The following is a 17,854-nucleotide window of genomic DNA, read 5'->3' on the forward strand; positions in this document are numbered from 1 at the left end:
ATAAGTGTGGTGGCAACCGGGGACAAGCCTGTGGACAAGACGGTACATCTGATCAAGCTCTGCGTCGGGGCGGAGAAGGTCGAGGATCTGACCGACTGGCAGGCCTCGCCCCGCGCCAAGGGCCCCGACGGGTTGCCCCGGCATGTCACCCGGATGTGGCCCAAACGCGAGGCGGAGGTTCTCAACGGCGGCTCGATCTACTGGGTGTTCAAGGGCATCGTTCTGGCGCGCCAGCGGATCCTGCGGCTGGACGAGGTCACCGGAGGCGACGGCATCCGCCGCTGCGGCATCGTTCTGGACCCGAAGGTGCACCGGACCGAGGCCGCGCCCAAGCGCCCGTTCCAGGGCTGGCGCTACCTGCCGCCCGAGGACGCCCCGGCGGACCTGTCCAGTGCGCTGCGCCGCGAAGAGACCCTGCCCCCGACGCTGGAACTGGCGCTGGCGGAGATCGGCGTGCGCTGACCGGGCGACTGGCAAGGCAATTCGCATTGCCTTGGACCCGGCGCTGCGGCCGAAGCTGTTGCACCCAGAACCCCAAGGATCATCCGGCAGGCTCGGGCCCGATTTCAAGACCGACCTGCCGTAGCTCGGCCTGCGCTGCCTGTGCCGCTGGCAAGGCAATTCGAATTGCCTTGGTCCAGCCCGACGGGTGCGCCGCGGGACGGTCCGGGGTGCTCAGCCCGCGTGCCGGTCCCAGCGGGCGAGCGCGGCGCACGCAGGCCCGATATCGCCGATCTCCCGCGCCACCCAGTCCGGGTCGTGATAGGTGTCGAGATACCGCTCCCCGGCGTCGCACATCACCGTGACGATCGAGCCTTCGGTGCCTGCCGCCTGCATCCGGTCCGCGATCTGCAGTGCGCCCCAGAGGTTCGTGCCCGTGGACCCGCCCACCTTGCGCCCGATCCGGTCCGACAGCCACAGGGCGGTGGCGACGCTGGCGGTATCGGGCACCTGCAGCATGGTGTCGATCACGTCGGGCTGAAAGGATTTCTCCACGATGGGTCGCCCGATCCCCTCGATCCGGCTGGAGCAGGCCCGGCTGAGCGTGGCATCCCCGCTCATGTAGCTGTCGTAGAACACCGAGTTCTCGGGATCGACCACCACCAGCTGCGTCTCGAAGCCCCGGTAGCGGATGTATCGCCCCAGGGTGGCCGAGGTCCCGCCGGTGCCCGCGCTCATCACCAGGGCGGCGGGGATGGGGAAGCGTTCGCGCGCCATCTGGCGAAAGATGCTCTCGGCGATGTTGTTGTTGCCGCGCCAGTCCGTCGCCCGTTCGGCATAGAGGAACTGGTCCATGAAGTAGCCGCCGGTCTCTGCGGCGAGTGTGGTGGCGGCGGCGTGCATCTCGGGCGCGCTGTCGACGAAATGGCAGGTGCCGCCGAAGCGCGTGATCTCGGCGATCTTGCTGCGCGCGGTCCTGCGCGGCATCACCGCGATGAAGGGCAGGCCGAGCATCTGGGCGAAATAGGCCTCGGACACCGCGGTGCTGCCGGAGGAGGCCTCGATCACCGGGCGGCCTGCGCACAGCTGGCCGTTGCAGAGCGCGTAGAGGAACAGGGATCGCGCCAGCCGGTGTTTCAGGCTGCCGGTAGGGTGTGTGCTCTCGTCCTTGAGATAGAGGTCCACGCCGCGCAGTCCGGGCAGCTCGAGCTTGAACAGGTGGGTGTCGGCGGAGCGCTGGACATCCGCTTCGAGCTTGCGGACGGCCTCGGCGACCCAGTCGCGGGTACTGGCGGCGGCGCTCAGCTGCACGCGATGTGATCCGCGCCCTCGGCGGCGACCAAGGCCGTTGCAACGGCCTTGCCAAGCGCCTTGCAAGGCGCTTCACCCAACGGAGACATTGTCGATCAGGCGGGCCCCGCCGAGTTGGGCGGCAACGAAGATCCGCGCCGTGCCGGGGTCCGGGGTTTCTGCCGGCGCCAGCGTCGTAGCGTCCCGGCATTCGAGGTAGTCGATCCGGGTGAATCCCTTGCCCAGCAGGCCGCGCGCCGCCGCCTCGCACACGCCGGTCGCTCCGTGACCCGCCGCGACCCGTGCGGCCGCGTCGCGGATGGTGCGGTAGAGGATCGGCGCGATCTCGCGCTCGGCCTCGGTCAGATAGGCGTTGCGCGAGCTGAGCGCGAGCCCGTCCTCGGCCCGCACCGTGGGGATGCCGACGATCTCGGTCGGGAAGTTCAGGTCGCGCACCATTTGCCGGACCACGGCGAGTTGCTGCCAGTCCTTCTGGCCGAAATAGGCGCGATCCGCCTGGCCCAGGTTCAGCAGCTTCGCCACCACCTGCGTGACCCCGTCGAAATGCCCGGGCCGCGCAGCACCGCAGAGCGGCGCGGTCAGCCCGGCGACCTTCACCGTGGTGCCGAAGCCTGCGGGATACATCACGTCGCGGGTGGGGGCGAAGACCACGTCCACCCCGACCTCGCGCAGCATGTGCAGATCCGAGTCGAACGTGTTGGGATAGGCGTCGAGATCCTCTGTCGGCCCGAATTGCGTCGGGTTCACGAAAATCGTCGCGATCACCTTGCCGCATTCCTCCCGCGCCGCGCGCGCCAGGGCCATGTGCCCATCGTGGAGCGCGCCCATGGTCGGCACCAGGCCCACGGTCTCGCCCGCGCGGCGCCACATCCCCTGCAGCATCCGCAGGGAGGCCACATCCCGCATCACATCCGTCATTGGAACACTCCGTCCGTCGCGTCGTCCCGTCCCATGGCCGCCCCCAGGGCCCGCATCGCGGCGCGCGCCGTGGGATCCCAGTCGGCCATGCGCGAGGCAAACAGGGTGGCCTGGGATTTCAGGACAGGCTCCCCCTTCAATATCTTGAGGTGATTGGCACGCAAAGTCTCCCCCGTCGAGGTGATGTCGGCGATTGCCTCGGCGGTCAGGTTGGCGACCGTGCCCTCGGTGGCGCCCTGGCTGTCGACCAGTTGGTAGTCGGCGACGCCATGGGCGCTCAGGTGGCTGTGAACCAGGCGGTGGTACTTGGTGGCAATGCGCAAACGAAAGCCGTGATTGGCGCGGAACTGGGCCGCGACGGCGTCGAGATCGTCCAGCGTTTCCACATCGATCCAGCATTTCGGCACCGCGAGGATCAGGTCCGCATGACCGAATCCCAGGGGCGCGATGCTGCGGACCTGGCGCATCCAGTCGGGCAGCTTTTCCTGCACCAGGTCGGTGCCGGTCACGCCGAGATGGATGCGTCCGGCCGCGAGCTCGCGCGGGATCTCGCCCGCCGACAGGAGCACCAGCGCCACGCCGTCGACCCCGTCGACCGAGCCGGCATATTCCCGCTCCGAGCCCGTGCGCTGCAGGGTGATGCCGTGCCTGCCGAACCAGTCGAAGGTCTTGTCCATCAGCCGCCCCTTGGACGGCACGCCGAGCTTGAGGGTCATGTCCGGGCCTCCTCCAGCTGCGCCAGCAGGCCCGGGCGGATCACGCCGCCCACCGCCGGGATCGCACGGCCCTGGCCCAGCACCGCCGTCAGCGCGTCGTAGCGCCCGCCCGAAGCGACGGGGGCCATGTGGGGGCGCGCGCGGGCGAAGATGCCGAAGACGAAGCCGTCGTAATATTCCAGCGACGCGCGCCCGTAGGTACCGTCGAATTCTAGGGTTTCGGGCGTCTGACCGAGGGCCGCCAGCGCGTCCAGCCGCGCCTCCAGCCCGTCGAGCGCAGGGGTCAGCTCGGGGATGTCCACCGCGAGATCGCGCAGCCGCTCCAGCGCCATGGGGGCGGATTCGCGCAGGCGGGAGATATCCTCCAGCACCGCGACCTCCGCCGCCGGGATCGGCGGGGCGGCGAGGTCGGCCTGCAGGGTTTCGACCCGGGCCAGCACCTCCGCCGGGCTGCGCAGGCCCATGTCAGGCCCGTGCGCGGCCAGTACCTCGGCCACGCCCCGATCGGCCACGGCCCTGGCCAGCGCGCGCCGCCCTTCGGGCACGGGCAGTCGCCCGCCGAACCGGTCGAGCAGCGCCCGGAACCGGCGGGGACGCCAGATGTGGCGGCGCAGGGCGGCCTTGCGTTCGTCGGTGGTGGACAGCCCAGAGATCGCCGCGCGCAGGATCGCGATGTCACCGATCACCGGCCGGGTCGGGATGGCACCGAACTGGGCGCGCAGCAGGGCGAAGACCTCCGCATCGGCGGCCGCGGGGTCAGCGCCGTCGAAAACCTCGTAGCCCACTTGCAGGAACTCGCGCGGGCGCTCGACCCCGGCCTCCTGCTTGCGGAAGACCTCCCCGGCATAGGCGTAGCGCGCAGGCTCCGCCCCGCCCGCCATGTGCATCTGCACCACGGGGACGGTGAAATCCGGGCGCAGCATCTGTTCGCCGCGCACCGGGTCGGCAGTGACATAAGCGCGGTGGCGGATGGTCTCGCCATAGAGATCGAGCAGGGTTTCGGCCGGTTGGAGGATGTCGGCCTCCACCGGCACGGCGCCCGCATCCAAGAAGGCCGCGAAGAGGCGCGCGGCCACGGCGCGATCCCGTTGGGAAATGGTCACGGCTCAGGCCCCGCGCGCGAGAATGGCCTGCACCTCGGCCACAAGGTCGGCCACGGGAACCTCCCGTTGGGCCGGTTGCGATTTCCATTCATCGAGGCTGGCGCTTTCTGCGATCTGCGCACCGAGTACGAGGTCCTTGATCTGGACCACGCCGCGGGCGGCCTCGTCACTGCCCTGGATCACGGCCACGGGAGCGGCGCGCTTGTCAGCGTATTTGAGCTGGTTGCCGAAATTCTTGGGGTTCCCGAGGTAGAGCTCGGCCCGGATGCCCGCGTCCCGCAGGGTGCCGACCATGGCCTGGTAGTCGGCGATCCGGTCGCGGTCCATGACGGTGACGATCACCGGGCCGGGGGCCGCGGTTTGCGCCTGCCCCTTGGCGCGCAGGGCCGCGAGCAGCCGGTCGACGCCGATGGAGACCCCCGTCGCCGGCACCGCCTGCCCGGTGAAGCGCTTGACCAGGTCGTCATAGCGCCCGCCACCCGCGACGGAGCCGAATTGCACGGTCTGGCCCTTGTCGTTCTGGACCTCGAAGGTCAGTTCCGCCTCGAAGACCGGACCGGTGTAGTAGCCCAGCCCGCGCACGACGGAGGGGTCGATGACGATGCGATCGGGGCCGAAGCCCTGGGCGGAAAGCAGATCCGAGATGTGCTTGAGCTCTTCAACGCCCTGCAAACCTTCATCTGAGTTGCCAACGAGTTCTGTAAGACGATCAAGCGTCTCCAATTCGGTTGATTGCTTTGCCGTCGCGAACCCTAAAATACGGTCAATTTGCCACTCTGCTAGATTGGCACCTTCTACAAACGCTCCGCTTTCATCCTCTCTCCCCTTACCGAGAAGAGCTTTCACCCCGTCCGAACCCAAACGATCAAACTTATCGACGGCGCGGATCGCAATTCCCACGCGCTTTAGGTTGTCTGCGAGGTATTCGGAATCCAGCAGACCAGCGCTCTCGAATACGCCGTTCAGTACTTTTCGATTATTTACCCGCACGATGTAGTCGCCGCGGGCGATCCCCACGGCCTCGAGCGCTGTGGCGAGCATCGCGCAGACCTCGGCATCCGCCGCCACGCTGGGCGCGCCCACGGTGTCCGCATCGCATTGATAGAACTGCCGGAACCGCCCCGGGCCGGGTTTCTCGTTGCGCCAGACCGGGCCCATGGCGTAGCGCCGATAGGGGCTGGGCAGGTCGTTGCGGTACTGGGCGGCGACCCGGGCGAGCGGCGCGGTCAGGTCGTAGCGCAGCGCCAGCCAGTCCGCGTCGTCTTCCTGCCAGGCAAAGACGCCTTCGTTGGGCCGGTCCACGTCCGGCAGGAACTTGCCCAGCGCCTCGACCGTCTCGACGGCGGAGGTTTCCAGCGGGTCGAACCCGTACAGGTGATACACCTCGGCGATCTTGTCGAGCATGGCCTTGCGTTCGGTCACCTCAGTGCCGAAATAGTCGCGAAAGCCCTTGGGCGTCTGGGCCTTGGGGCGCGGGGTCTTCTTGGGCTTGGCCATTCTCGGGTCCCTCGGGTCTGGTGGGGCTGCGTTTAGCCGAGGCGAGCCGAGGGAGCAAGGCGGGCACGGACCCGCAGAGGAGGACGCCATGACACAGCACGATACCGCCAGGCTGGAAGAGAAACTGGCCCATCTGGAGAAGACCGTGGACGAGTTGTCCGAGGTGGTGGCGGGCCAGGCCAGGCAGATCGACCGGATGGAGCTGCAACTGCGCCGGTTGCGCGACCAGAGTGCCGCGCGGGAGGCCGAGGGCACCGGCGGCGTGATCCTCGCCGACGAGCGCCCACCGCATTACTGAACCCACCGAAAACAAGAATGCCCCGCCCTGTCGGACGAGGCATCCCTCAAGTCACGGCCATCGGCGTCCCCGCCTGTACCGTGACCTGAGTGTGGAACGATTCCGGTTGCTCAAGTCTTAAAATATCCCCGCCGGAGGCTCCGGCCGCAGGACGGATCGGCCTAGCGCAGCTGGGCCGAAGAAGCGGTTTCCAAACCGCTTTGCCCCGGCTGGGCGCGGCACGCCCTCACATCTCCTCGACCAGCGCGACACCGGCGAGGCTCTTGAGCGCGCCCTTGATCTGCGGGTTCACGGGCAGGGCCTCGCCGAGCAGGACGTCGACCTCGCCCGGCAGGTCGGGATCGATCAGGGCCAGGGTGACCGGGCCGCGGGTACGGATGCTCGGGTCTTCGGCCATCCGGCCCAAAAGCCCCGCGATATTGGGCAGGGCGGCCTCGGCCTCCACGAAGACGCGCAGGCCCATCATCGCGCCGCGCGCATCGGCCACCGCGTCGTCGATGGGGGCGGCGGACCGGCAGAGCAGCTTCAGCTGATCCGCCTCCAGGGTCGCTTCGACCTGCATCACCACGTTCTTGCCGGTCTCGAGGTGATCGCGGACCTTCTCAAGCGTGTCGGAGAACACCGTCACCTCGTAGAGCCCCGTGGGATCCGAGGCCTGCACGAAGGCGAACCGGTTGCCGCGGGCCGATTTCCGCTCCTGCCGGCCTGCGATGGTGCCCGCGATCTTGGCCACGGCGGCGCCGGTTTCCACCTTGCGCGCGAGGGCTTCGAGCGTGACGACGCCCTTGCGTTTCAGCGCGCCCATGTAGTCGTCCAGCGGGTGGCCCGAGAGATAGAAGCCGATCGCCTTGTGTTCCTCGGCCAGCCGCTCGGCGGGCAGCCAGTCGTCGCAGGGCAGGATGCGCGGTTCGGGCAGATCCTCTCCCGCCTCCCCGAAGAGCGAGACCTGGGCCGAGGCGCGTTGTTCGTGGATCGCGGCCGAGTAGGCCACAAGGCCGTCGAGGCTCTGGAACACGCGGCGGCGGTTCGGGTCGAGCTGGTCGAAGGCCCCGGCACGCGCCAGCATTTCCAGCGGGCGCTTGCCGACGCGTTTCAGGTCGACCCGCCGCGCCAGGTCAAAGAGTGTCGCGAAGGGTTTGTCGCCGCGCCCGGTCACCACCAGTTCCATCGCGTCGGCTCCGACGTTCTTCAGCGCGCCGAGCCCGTAGACCAGCTTGCCCTCGGCGACGGAGAAGCTCGCGCGCGAGCGGTTCACGCAAGGTGGCACGATCTCAAGCCCCAGGCCGCGCCGGACCTCTTCGGCATAGACGGCCAGCTTGTCGGTCAGGTGGATATCGCAGTTCATCACCCCGGCCATGAACTCCACCGGGTGGTTCGCCTTCAGCCAGGCGGTCTGGTAGCTGACCACCGCATAGGCTGCCGCGTGGGACTTGTTGAAGCCGTAATTGGCGAACTTGTCCAGGAGGTGCCAGACCTCCAGCGCCTTGTCCTTGTCGACGCCGTTCTCGGCGGCCCCGGCCAGGAACTTGGGCCGCTCGGCATCCATGGCCTCCTGGATCTTCTTGCCCATCGCGCGGCGCAGCATGTCCGCGCCGCCCAGGGAATAGCCCGCCATCTCCTGAGCGATCTGCATCACCTGTTCCTGGTATACGATGATGCCCTGGGTCTCGTCGAGGATGTGATCCACGGTCGGATGGAGCAGGTCGCGCTCCGACAGGCCGTTCTTGACCTCGCAATACTTGGGGATGTTCTCCATCGGGCCGGGTCGATAGAGCGCCACGAGCGCGATGATGTCCTCGATGCAGGTGGGTTTCATCCGGCGCAGGGCGTCCATCATGCCCGTGCTTTCCACCTGGAACACGGCGACAGTCTTGGCCGAGGCATAAAGTTTGTAGGACGCCTCGTCATCCAGCGGGATCGCGTTGATGTCGTTCTCGGTGCCCGGCGCGGGAGAATACAATTCAGTGCCGTCGGCGGCCACATGCAGGTCGCGCCCGGTGGCCCGGATCAGCTTCACCGCGTTCTCGATCACGGTCAGGGTTTTCAGCCCGAGGAAGTCGAACTTCACCAGCCCCGCCTGTTCCACCCATTTCATGTTGAACTGGGTGGCGGGCATGTCCGACCGCGGATCCTGGTAGAGCGGCACGAGCTTGTCGAGCGGCCGGTCGCCGATCACCACCCCGGCGGCGTGGGTGGAGGCGTTGCGCAAGAGCCCCTCGACCTGCATGCCGTATTTCAGCAGCCGCTCGACGACCTCCTCGGCTTTCGCCTCCTCGGCCAGGCGCGGCTCGTCCTTCAGCGCCTTCTCGATCGAGACGGGCTTGACGCCCTCGACCGGGATCATCTTCGACAGCCGGTCCACCTGCCCGTAGGGCATCTGCAGCACCCGGCCGACGTCGCGCACGGCGGCCTTTGACAGAAGCGCGCCGAAGGTGATGATCTGGCCCACCTTGTCGCGGCCGTATTTCTCCTGAACGTAGTGGATCACCTCTTCGCGGCGATCCATGCAGAAGTCGATGTCGAAATCGGGCATCGAGATCCGCTCGGGGTTCAGGAAGCGCTCGAACAGGAGCGAGTAGCGCAGCGGGTCGAGATCGGTGATCGTCAGCGCATAGGCCACAAGGCTGCCCGCGCCGGAGCCGCGCCCGGGCCCCACGGGAATGCCGCGATCCTTGGCCCATTTGATGAAGTCGGCCACGATGAGGAAGTAGCCGGGAAACCCCATCCCCTCGATGATGTCGAGCTCGAATTCCAGCCGCTTTTCATACTCTTCCACCGGGGCCGCGTGGGGGATCACCGCGAGCCGCGCCTTGAGCCCTTCGCGGGACTGGCGGCGCAGTTCCTCGACCTCGTCCTCGGCGAAGCGTGGCAGGATCGGGTCGCGCTTGAAGGCCTTGAAGGCGCAGCGGCGCGCGATCTCAATGGTATTCTCCAACGCCTCGGGCAGGTCCGCGAACAGCGTCGCCATCTCGGTCTGGGACTTGAAGTAATGCTGATCGGTCAGGCGGCGGCGCGGGGCCTGCTGGTCGACATAAGCGCCCTCGGCGATGCAGATCAGGGCATCATGGGCCTCGTACATCCCCGGGTCGGGGAAATAGACGTCATTGGTTGCCACCAGCGGCAGGTTCATGTCGTAGGCCAGATCGAGGAACCCCGGCTCGGTCTCGGCGCAGAGCGGATCGCCCGGGTGGCGGTGCAACTCCACATAGAGCCGGTCGCCGAAGATCTCGGCCAGGCGCGCCATCAGGGCCTGTGCCTTGGGCCTTTGGCCTGCCGACAGGAACCGCCCCAACGGGCCGCGCGGCCCGCCCGTCAGGCAGATCAGGTCGCTGCCATTGGCGGCGAGTTCCTCCACCGTGATTTGGGGCAGCTGGCCGCCCTTGTCCACATAAAGACAGGTGTTGAGCGCCATGAGGTTTTCATAGCCCGCCTCGGTCTGGGCCAGCAGGACAACGGGCGCAGGCGCGCGCGGACGCTCGCCCGGGGCGGCCGGGTCGAACGCGACATCCACCTGGCAGCCGATGATCGGCTGGATGCCGGCCTTGGACAGAGCCTCCGACGCCTCCAGGGCGGCGAACATGTTGTTGGTGTCGGTGATCGCAATCGCGGGCATCTCGGCCGCGGCGACGAGATCGGGCAGCTTTTTCAGCCGCATGGCCCCTTCGAGTAGGGAGTATTCGGTGTGCAGGCGGAGATGGATGAATCGGGGGGGCTGGGTCATGCCGCGACCCTAGCGCGACATCTGGTGGCCCGCCAAGAGCCTGCCGCGAGATATGCGCGTCGGCAGGGGTCATTCCAACCTGGGCCCAGAGGGCTGCCGGAGGTCTGGGCGGGCCTTCCGCCTGCAAACCCACTTGCCAAACTGGGTTTTTCCCGCTTTCCTCGGGTGCATTCACGGCCCGGTCTACGCCGCATCGACCGGGCACGACAGAGACCCAACCTGGTAACGCGGCGGGCAATATATTCATGGAGACCACGTTTCTTCTGAACGGAGAGACCGTGCGCGTGGCAGACGAGGCGCCCACGCGCACCTTGCTGGACTGGCTGCGCGAACGGCGCGGGCTGACCGGCACCAAGGAAGGCTGCAACGAGGGCGATTGCGGGGCCTGTACGGTGATCGTGAGCGATGCGGACGGTCCGCGGACCCTGAATGCCTGCATCCTGTTCCTGCCGCAACTGCAGGGCAAGGCGGTGCGCACGGTCGAGGGGATCAGCGGCCCGGATGGCAGCCTGCACCCGGTGCAGGCGGCGATGGTGGCCCATCACGGCTCCCAATGCGGGTTCTGCACCCCTGGCTTCATCGCGGCAATGGCCTGCGCCCACACGAGGGGGGAAACGGATCACGCCGACCAGCTGGCGGGCAACCTTTGCCGCTGCACCGGATACGCCCCGATCCTGCGCGCCGCCGAAGCCGCCGCCGAAGCCCCGGTGCCGGACTGGATGGCCGAGCCTGCCTTGCCGCATATCCAGGAGGACACAAGCTTTACCGCGGTCCGGGAGGACACAAGCTTAAACGCGGTCCGGGAGGACACGACAGCGGGCGCGGAGGCGGGCGTGGATGCGCTCTGGGCGCAGCCGCGCTCCTCCGACGCGCTCGCCGCATGGTATGCCGAACATCCCGACGCCACCCTCGTGGCCGGGGCGACGGATGTGGGGCTGTGGGTCACGAAACAGCTGCGCGAGCTCGCCCCGATTGCCTTCCTGAACCGCTGCGACGACCTCAAGACGATCGAGACCACGGACACCCACTGGCGGCTCGGGGCCATGGTCACGATTTCCGCGCTGCTGGAAACCGTCCGAGCGGAGCACCCGAGCTTTGCCGAGATGCTGCGCCGCTACGGCTCGGTGCAGGTGCGCAACGCCGCGACCCTGGGCGGCAATATCGCCAACGGCTCGCCCATCGGGGACAGCCCGCCGCCGCTCATCGCGCTCGGCGCCACCCTGCACCTGCGCAAGGGCGACAGCCGCCGCGAGATGCCGCTCGAAGACTTCTTCCTTGCCTATGGCAACCAGGACCGCGCCCCCGGCGAATTCGTCGAGGCGATTACCATCCCGCGCGGCCACGACGGCTTGCGGGTCTACAAGCTGTCGAAACGAATGGACCAGGATATCTCCGCCGTCTGCGGCGCGTTCAACATCACCCTGGCCGAAGGCCGGGTGACCGGGGCGCGCATCGCGTTCGGCGGCATGGCGGGCACGCCCCACCGGGCCAAGGCTGTTGAAACAGCCTTGATCTCCGCCCCCTGGTCGCTGGAGACCGTCACCGCCGCCGCCGAGTGGATGGGCGACGACTACGCGCCGATGTCGGATATGCGTGCCTCGGCGGCCTATCGGCTCCGGACGGCGCAGAACATGCTGGTCCGCTATTTCCACGAGACCGAAGGCACCCGAACCGACCTGCGGGAGGTGGCGTCATGAGCGTCGCCAAACCCCTGCCCCATGATGCCGCCGCGCTCCATGTCACCGGGGCGGCGCGCTATGTCGACGACATTCCCACCCCCGCCAATGCGCTGCACCTGGCCTTCGGGCTGAGCGAGATTGCCCATGGGGAGATCACCGCGATCGATCTCTCGGAGGTGCGCGCCGCCCCGGGCGTGGTCGCGGTTCTGACCGCCGATGACCTGCCGCATCACAACGACGTCTCCCCCTCGCCCCTGCCGGAGCCGATGCTGGCCACGGGCCAGGTGCATTACGTTGGCCAGCCCATTTTCCTGGTGGCCGCCGAGAGCCATCTTGCCGCGCGCAAGGCGGTGCGCCGGGCGAAGATCGTCTATGCGGAAAAACCGGCGCTTCTGAGCATCGACGACGCGCTTGCGGCCGGGGCGATCTTCGAGGACGCCCCGCGCCATTACACCAAGGGCGATGCGGACGCCGCGCTCGCCGCGGCCCCGAAGGTGATCGAAGGGCGGATCGAGATCGGCGGGCAGGAGCATTTCTACCTCGAAGGGCAGGCCGCACTCGCCCTGCCGCAGGAAGGCGGCGACATGGTCGTGCATTCCTCGTCCCAGCACCCGACCGAGATCCAGCACAAGGTGGCCGAGGCCCTGGGCGTGCCCATGAACGCCGTCCGGGTGGAGGTGCGCCGCATGGGCGGCGGGTTCGGCGGCAAGGAAAGCCAGGGCAATGCGCTGGCCTGCGCCAGCGCGGTGGTTGCGGCCCTGACCGGACGGCCCGCCAAGATGCGCTATGACCGCGATGACGACATGGTCATCACCGGCAAGCGCCACGATTTCCGCATCGACTACAAGGTCGGCATCGACGAAGAGGGGCGCATCCTCGGGCTCGCCTTCGAGCAATACTGCCGCTGCGGCTGGTCGCTCGACCTCAGCCTGCCCGTGGCGGACCGGGCGATGCTGCATGCGGATAATGCCTATCATCTGGAGCATGTCTCGATCCGCTCCCACCGGCTGCGCACGAACACCCAGTCCAACACCGCCTTTCGCGGCTTCGGCGGTCCGCAGGGCATGGTCGGGATCGAGCGGGTGCTCGATCACGTGGCCTTCGCGGTCGGGCGCGATCCGCTCGAAGTGCGGCGCCTGAATTACTATGCCGAAGCGGGGGGCTGTCTGCCCCCCACACCCCCCGAGGATATTTCCGGACCTGAGAAGGCAGAGGCTCCGCCGGTTCAGACCACGCCCTATCACATGGAGGTGGAGGATTTCATCCTGCACGGGCTGACGGATCGGCTGGCCGAGACAGCGGATTACGGAGTGCGCCGGGCCGAGATCCGGGCGTGGAATTCCGAAAGCCCGATCCTCAAGCGCGGGATCGCGCTGACGCCGGTGAAGTTCGGTATCTCTTTCACGCTGACCCATCTCAACCAGGCGGGGGCCCTGGTGCATGTGTATACCGATGGCTCGATCCACATGAACCATGGCGGCACCGAGATGGGGCAAGGCCTGTTCCAGAAGGTCGCACAGGTGGCCGCGGCCCGGTTCGGGGTCGATATCGGCGCGGTGAAGATCACGGCCACGGATACGGGCAAGGTGCCCAACACCTCCGCCACCGCGGCCTCGTCGGGCTCGGACCTGAACGGCATGGCGGTGCAGGCGGCCTGCGACACGATCCGCGACCGGATCGCGGCCTTCCTCGCCGAGGAGCATCAGGCCGATCCGGCCACGGTGCGCTTCGCGGATGGTCTCGTCCATGTGGGCGGCGCGACCTACGGCTTCGCCGAGGCGGTGCAGAAAGCCTACATGGCCCGGATCAGCCTGTCGGCCACGGGGTTCTACAAGACGCCCAAGATCGTCTGGGACCGGATCAAGGGCACCGGGCGGCCGTTTTTCTACTTCGCCTATGGCGCGGCAGTAACCGAGGTGGTGGTGGATACGCTGACCGGCGAGAACCGCATCCTGCGCACCGATATCCTGCATGATTGCGGCGCCTCCCTGAACCCCGCGCTCGATATCGGGCAGATCGAGGGCGGTTATGTGCAGGGCGCGGGCTGGCTGACCACGGAGGAACTGGTCTGGGACGATCGGGGCCGGCTGCGCACCCATGCGCCCGCCACCTACAAGATCCCCGCGACCGGGGACACGCCGCCGGTATTCAACGTGGCGCTGTGGGAGGGAGAGAACCGCGAAGAGACCGTGTACCGCTCCAAGGCCGTGGGGGAGCCGCCGCTGATGCTGGGCATCTCGGCGCTCATGGCGCTGTCGGACGCGGTGGCCGCCTGCGGCGACGGGACGGTCTATCCCGCGCTGGATGCGCCCGCCACGCCGGAGCGGTTGCTCTGGGCGATCGAGCGGGTGCGGGCATGAGCTTGGACGCGGACGCCCTGCGCGCCGCGGTGGCCGCCCATGGCGCGGTCGCCCGGGTGGTGGTCGCAGGCATCAAGGGTTCGGTCCCGCGCGAGGTGGGGGCGGCGATGCTGGTCTGGGAGGGCGGGCAATCCGGCACCATCGGTGGCGGCGCGCTCGAATTCGAGGCCGCGGCCCGCGCCCGGATAGTGCTGCGCGACGGCACCGACCGGCTGGACCACGCGCCGCTCGGCCCGGGGCTGGGCCAATGCTGCGGCGGGGCGGTGACCTTGCTGACCGAGCGCTTCGATGCGGCCCGGCTGGATCATATGGAGGGCGCGATCTTCGCCCGCCCCGCCCCCGGTGGCCCGGCGCAGATGCCGCTCAGCGTCCGCAAGGCGCTGCGCACTGCCCGAGGCGAGGGGCATGCCGCGTCGCTGACCCTGCGCGCAGGCTGGGTGCTGGAGCCAATGGCGCGCGCCACACGGCCGCTCTGGATCTACGGGGCCGGACATGTGGGCCGGGCCCTGGTACACACGCTCGCCCCCCTGCCGGATTTCGCGATCACATGGGTGGATACCGGGCCGGAGCGTTTCCCAGAGGCCCTGCCCGCGGGTGTCACGGTCCTGCCAGCCGCTGACCCGGCACTGGCGGCGGGGCGCGCGTCCGAGGACGCGGTGCACCTGATCCTGACCTATTCCCATGCGCTCGATCTCGCCCTGTGCCATGCGCTGCTGTCCCGGCCCGCGGCGGGGATCGGGTTGATCGGGTCGGCGACGAAATGGGCGCGGTTCCGGTCGCGGCTGCGCCAGCTGGGCCATGCGGATGCCCAAATTTCGCGCATCACCTGCCCGATTGGCGACCCGGCCTTGGGCAAACACCCACAAGCCATTGCGGTGGGCGTGGCTTCCAGCCTACTTTCCGGGCAGATGATGCAATCCTCCGCATACCCTGCGTCCGCTGAGGCCGCTGCCCGATGACGGCCCTCTTGCGCGTCGCGGGGCTGACCAAGGCCTATCCCGGCGTGGTCGCCAATGACGACGTCTCGTTCGAAATCGCCGAGGGCGAGGTCCATGCCCTGCTGGGCGAGAACGGCGCGGGCAAATCCACCCTGGTCAAGATGATCTATGGCCTCGTGCGCCCGGATAGCGGAACCATGACCTTTGGCGGTGTGCCTTTCGCCCCGCCAGAACCGCGCGCCGCGCGCAGCGCCGGTGTGGCGATGGTGTTCCAGCATTTCAGCCTGTTCGAGGCGCTGACCGTGGCCGAGAACATCGCCCTCGGGATGGAGGACCCGCCGAAGATGCGTGACCTCGCCGCCCGGATCACCCAGGTCAGCCAGGCCTACGGCCTGCCGCTGGACCCGTCGCGGCTGGTCGGCACGCTCAGCGCGGGCGAGCGCCAGCGGGTGGAGATCATCCGTTGCCTGTTGCAGGAGCCCAAGCTGCTGATCATGGACGAGCCGACCTCGGTGCTGACCCCGCAGGAGGTCGACATCCTTTTCGCGACGCTGCGCAAACTGCGCGACGAGGGCACCGCGATCCTCTATATCTCCCACAAGCTCGAAGAGATCCGGGCGCTTTGCGACAGTGCCACGATCCTGCGGCTGGGCAAGGTAGTCGCCACCTGCGACCCGCGGGAGAAATCGGCGCGCGAGCTGGCCGAGATGATGGTCGGCAAGACCCTGCAGCAGACGAAATCGGCCGGCAACGCCTTTGGCGCGCCGGTGCTGGAATTGCGCGGTCTGTCGCAACCGGCCACGACGCCCTTCGGCACCCCCCTGCGCGACATCTCGCTGGAGGTGCGCGCGGGCGAGGTGCTGGGCATCGGCGGGGTGGCCGGGAACGGGCAGGACGAGCTGCTCTCGGCGATCTCGGGGGAGCGGCGGGCCGAGGATGCGATCTTCCTGCACGGCACACCAATCTCGAAGATCGGCCCGGCGGCGCGGCGCCAGCTTGGCGTGCTCAGCGGCCCCGAAGAGCGCCTCGGCCACGCCGCCGCCCCGGACATGAGCCTGACCGAAAACGCCCTGCTGACCGGGTCGGTGCGCGAGAAGCTGACGCGCAACGGCTTTCTCGACTGGGCCAAAACCCGGGCTTTTGCCGAGCGCATCATCGAAACCTTCGATGTGCGCACCCCCGGCCCCGAGGCTGCAGCCCGGGCCCTGTCGGGCGGCAACCTGCAGAAATTCGTGATCGGGCGCGAGGTGCTGCAGCGGCCCGAGGTGCTGATCGTGAACCAGCCGACCTGGGGAGTGGACGCTTCCGCCGCCGCCGCGATCCGGCAGGCCCTCCTGGATCTGGCCGCGGGCGGCACCGCCGTGGTGGTGATCAGTCAGGACCTGGACGAGCTGATGGAGATCTCCGACACTTTCGCCGCGCTGAACGGCGGACGGCTGAGCGGCAAGGTCCCCGCCGCGGGCCTGACGGTGGAGCAGATCGGGCTGATGCTGGGCGGTGCCCATGACATGGACCTGCCCGACCCGAACGCGGAGGCGGTCCTCCATGCCTGACCGCGCCATCCGCCGCATGAGCACCTGCCTGAAGTCCCTGAATATTCCCGCCGGCGGCCCCCAGCCGTACGACGCTGTGGCGCCATGGGATCTGTGCGCGACACGCGCGCCCGCACGCGGGGCGATACGTGTCCCGACCGCGCCCGCCGCCCGCAGCGAAGCGGCAAGAATTTTACTTAAAATTCTTGCGCCAGTCCCACGCGATGACCGAGGCGGCCGCCGATGATCCGGCTCGAAAAGCGTCCCAACCCGTCCCGGCTCTGGACCGCGCTGACCCCGGTCGTGGCGGTGGTGCTGACCATGATCGCGGGTGGCATTCTCTTCGCGGCGCTCGGCAAGGACCCGTTCGAGGCCCTGCGCACGATCTTCTGGGATCCGCTGTTTTCGGAGCAATTCGCCGCCTTTTCGCGCCCGCAGCTGCTGATCAAGGCGGGGCCGCTGATCCTGATCGCGATCGGGCTCAGCCTTGGGTTTCGGGCGGGGATCTGGAATATCGGCGCCGAGGGGCAGTACATCATGGGCGCGCTCTGCGGCGCCGGTCTCGGCCTGGCCTTCTATCCCACGCAGAGCGCGCTGATCTTCCCGGCCATGGTGGTGGCGGGCGCGCTGGGGGGCTGGGCCTGGGCGATGATCCCCGCGGTGCTCAAGATCCGCTTCGGGACCAATGAAATCCTCGTGTCGCTGATGCTGGTCTACGTGGCCGAGGCGCTGCTGGCTTCGGCGGCCCTGGGTATCCTGCGCAGCCCGGAGGGTGGCGGCTTCCCGGGCTCGCGCAACCTGTCGCAGATCGACGCCATGGCCAATCCCGAGCTGATCGCCGGGACGGGCATGCATTGGGGCGTGGTGACAGGCTTTGCCGCCGTGATCGCGGCCTATGTGCTGCTCAATCGCCATATCCTGGGCTACCAGATCAAGCTCACCGGCCAGGCGCCCCGGGCGGCGCGCTTTGCCGGTGTGAACCCGTCGATGCTGGTCGCGCTCTGCCTCGGGGTCTCCGGCGCGCTGGCGGGGCTGGCGGGGCTGTTCGAGGTGACCGGCCCGGCCGGCCAGATCTCGATCGATTTCAACTCGGGCTACGGGTTCACCGCGATCATCGTGGCCTTTCTCGGGCGCCTGCATCCCGTCGGCATTCTGCTGGCGGGGCTGCTGATGGCGCTGACCTATATCGGCGGCGAGCTCGCGCAGTTCATGCTGGGCATCCCCGCGGCCGCGATCCAGGCCTTCCAGGGGATGCTGCTGTTCTTCCTGCTGGGAGTCGACGTGCTCTCGAACTACCGCATCCGCATCGGCAAGGGCGCGCCCGCATGATCCCCCCGGAA

At 68.2% G+C, this 17,854-nt stretch carries 13 protein-coding genes; 7 read left to right on the forward strand and 6 right to left on the reverse strand.

From position 1 onward, the window contains the following. Positions 1–30: 30 nt before the first annotated feature. On the forward strand, positions 31–462 hold the full coding sequence (locus DSHI_RS14965; RefSeq protein WP_044028956.1) for a DUF1489 family protein: 432 nt from the start codon (positions 31–33) through the stop codon (positions 460–462). A gap of 213 nt (positions 463–675) precedes the next feature. Here DSHI_RS14965 and DSHI_RS14970 read toward each other — a convergent pair whose 3' ends face one another. The 5 genes from DSHI_RS14970 to hisS form a co-directional block, all read right to left on the reverse strand. After that, positions 676–1,752 carry a PLP-dependent cysteine synthase family protein gene (locus DSHI_RS14970; protein ID WP_280985182.1) on the reverse strand — a complete coding sequence of 359 codons (1,077 nt, stop codon included), beginning with the start codon at positions 1,750–1,752 and terminating at the stop codon, positions 676–678. 72 nt (positions 1,753–1,824) lie between these two features. After that, the gene (panC, locus tag DSHI_RS14975; RefSeq protein WP_012179613.1) at positions 1,825–2,670 is read right to left on the reverse strand and encodes a pantoate--beta-alanine ligase; all 846 of its coding nucleotides are present in this window, start codon (positions 2,668–2,670) and stop codon (positions 1,825–1,827) included. Further along, entirely contained in the window at positions 2,667–3,386 is a 720-nt protein-coding gene (gene hisG, locus DSHI_RS14980) for an ATP phosphoribosyltransferase (RefSeq protein WP_012179614.1), read from the reverse strand. Before hisG ends, panC begins: the two co-directional genes overlap by 4 nt. Further along, positions 3,383–4,489, reverse strand: coding sequence for an ATP phosphoribosyltransferase regulatory subunit (locus DSHI_RS14985; protein ID WP_012179615.1), 1,107 nt, complete (start codon positions 4,487–4,489; stop codon positions 3,383–3,385). Before DSHI_RS14985 ends, hisG begins: the two co-directional genes overlap by 4 nt. Before the next feature lie 3 nt (positions 4,490–4,492). Further along, entirely contained in the window at positions 4,493–5,986 is a 1,494-nt protein-coding gene (hisS, locus tag DSHI_RS14990; protein WP_012179616.1) for a histidine--tRNA ligase, read from the reverse strand. Between the two features lie 88 nt (positions 5,987–6,074). On the opposite strand from hisS, the gene DSHI_RS14995 reads away from it, so the two are divergent. Continuing rightward, positions 6,075–6,284 carry a SlyX family protein gene (locus tag DSHI_RS14995; protein ID WP_012179617.1) on the forward strand — a complete coding sequence of 70 codons (210 nt, stop codon included), beginning with the start codon at positions 6,075–6,077 and terminating at the stop codon, positions 6,282–6,284. A 226-nt stretch (positions 6,285–6,510) separates the two neighbouring features. On the opposite strand, the gene dnaE is transcribed toward DSHI_RS14995, so the two are convergent. Beyond that, entirely contained in the window at positions 6,511–10,005 is a 3,495-nt protein-coding gene (gene dnaE / locus DSHI_RS15000; RefSeq protein WP_012179618.1) for a DNA polymerase III subunit alpha, read from the reverse strand. Positions 10,006–10,250: 245 nt separating this feature from the next. Between dnaE and xdhA the strand changes: the two genes are divergently transcribed. From xdhA to DSHI_RS15025, 5 genes are all read left to right on the forward strand, one after another. Continuing rightward, on the forward strand, positions 10,251–11,702 hold the full coding sequence (gene xdhA / locus DSHI_RS15005) for a xanthine dehydrogenase small subunit (RefSeq protein WP_012179619.1): 1,452 nt from the start codon (positions 10,251–10,253) through the stop codon (positions 11,700–11,702). Continuing rightward, positions 11,699–14,044 (forward strand): xanthine dehydrogenase molybdopterin binding subunit, encoded by a 2,346-nt coding sequence (gene xdhB, locus DSHI_RS15010; RefSeq protein WP_012179620.1) that lies wholly within the window; start codon positions 11,699–11,701, stop codon positions 14,042–14,044. The genes xdhA and xdhB overlap by 4 nt, the downstream gene beginning before the upstream one ends. Beyond that, entirely contained in the window at positions 14,041–15,003 is a 963-nt protein-coding gene (xdhC, locus tag DSHI_RS15015; protein WP_012179621.1) for a xanthine dehydrogenase accessory protein XdhC, read from the forward strand. Before xdhB ends, xdhC begins: the two co-directional genes overlap by 4 nt. Beyond that, positions 15,000–16,535 carry an ABC transporter ATP-binding protein gene (locus DSHI_RS15020; protein ID WP_012179622.1) on the forward strand — a complete coding sequence of 512 codons (1,536 nt, stop codon included), beginning with the start codon at positions 15,000–15,002 and terminating at the stop codon, positions 16,533–16,535. Before xdhC ends, DSHI_RS15020 begins: the two co-directional genes overlap by 4 nt. A gap of 222 nt (positions 16,536–16,757) precedes the next feature. Beyond that, positions 16,758–17,843 carry an ABC transporter permease gene (locus DSHI_RS15025; protein WP_012179623.1) on the forward strand — a complete coding sequence of 362 codons (1,086 nt, stop codon included), beginning with the start codon at positions 16,758–16,760 and terminating at the stop codon, positions 17,841–17,843. Positions 17,844–17,854 lie beyond the last annotated feature (11 nt).

Source organism: Dinoroseobacter shibae DFL 12 = DSM 16493 (assembly GCF_000018145.1).
In the GTDB taxonomy this organism is placed as follows: domain Bacteria; phylum Pseudomonadota; class Alphaproteobacteria; order Rhodobacterales; family Rhodobacteraceae; genus Dinoroseobacter; species Dinoroseobacter shibae.

Bases quoted from the DNA above. Each gene is read 5' to 3' on its own strand.
- DSHI_RS15020 (WP_012179622.1), top strand. From the start codon at position 15,000: ATGACGGCCCTCTTGCGCGTCGCGGGGCTGACCAAGGCCTATCCCGGC.
- xdhA (WP_012179619.1), top strand. From the start codon at position 10,251: ATGGAGACCACGTTTCTTCTGAACGGAGAGACCGTGCGCGTGGCAGAC.
- panC (WP_012179613.1), bottom strand. From the start codon at position 2,670: ATGACGGATGTGATGCGGGATGTGGCCTCCCTGCGGATGCTGCAGGGG.
- xdhB (WP_012179620.1), top strand. From the start codon at position 11,699: ATGAGCGTCGCCAAACCCCTGCCCCATGATGCCGCCGCGCTCCATGTC.
- hisS (WP_012179616.1), bottom strand. From the start codon at position 5,986: ATGGCCAAGCCCAAGAAGACCCCGCGCCCCAAGGCCCAGACGCCCAAG.
- dnaE (WP_012179618.1), bottom strand. From the start codon at position 10,005: ATGACCCAGCCCCCCCGATTCATCCATCTCCGCCTGCACACCGAATAC.
- hisG (WP_012179614.1), bottom strand. From the start codon at position 3,386: ATGACCCTCAAGCTCGGCGTGCCGTCCAAGGGGCGGCTGATGGACAAG.
- DSHI_RS15025 (WP_012179623.1), top strand. From the start codon at position 16,758: ATGATCCGGCTCGAAAAGCGTCCCAACCCGTCCCGGCTCTGGACCGCG.
- DSHI_RS14995 (WP_012179617.1), top strand. From the start codon at position 6,075: ATGACACAGCACGATACCGCCAGGCTGGAAGAGAAACTGGCCCATCTG.
- xdhC (WP_012179621.1), top strand. From the start codon at position 14,041: ATGAGCTTGGACGCGGACGCCCTGCGCGCCGCGGTGGCCGCCCATGGC.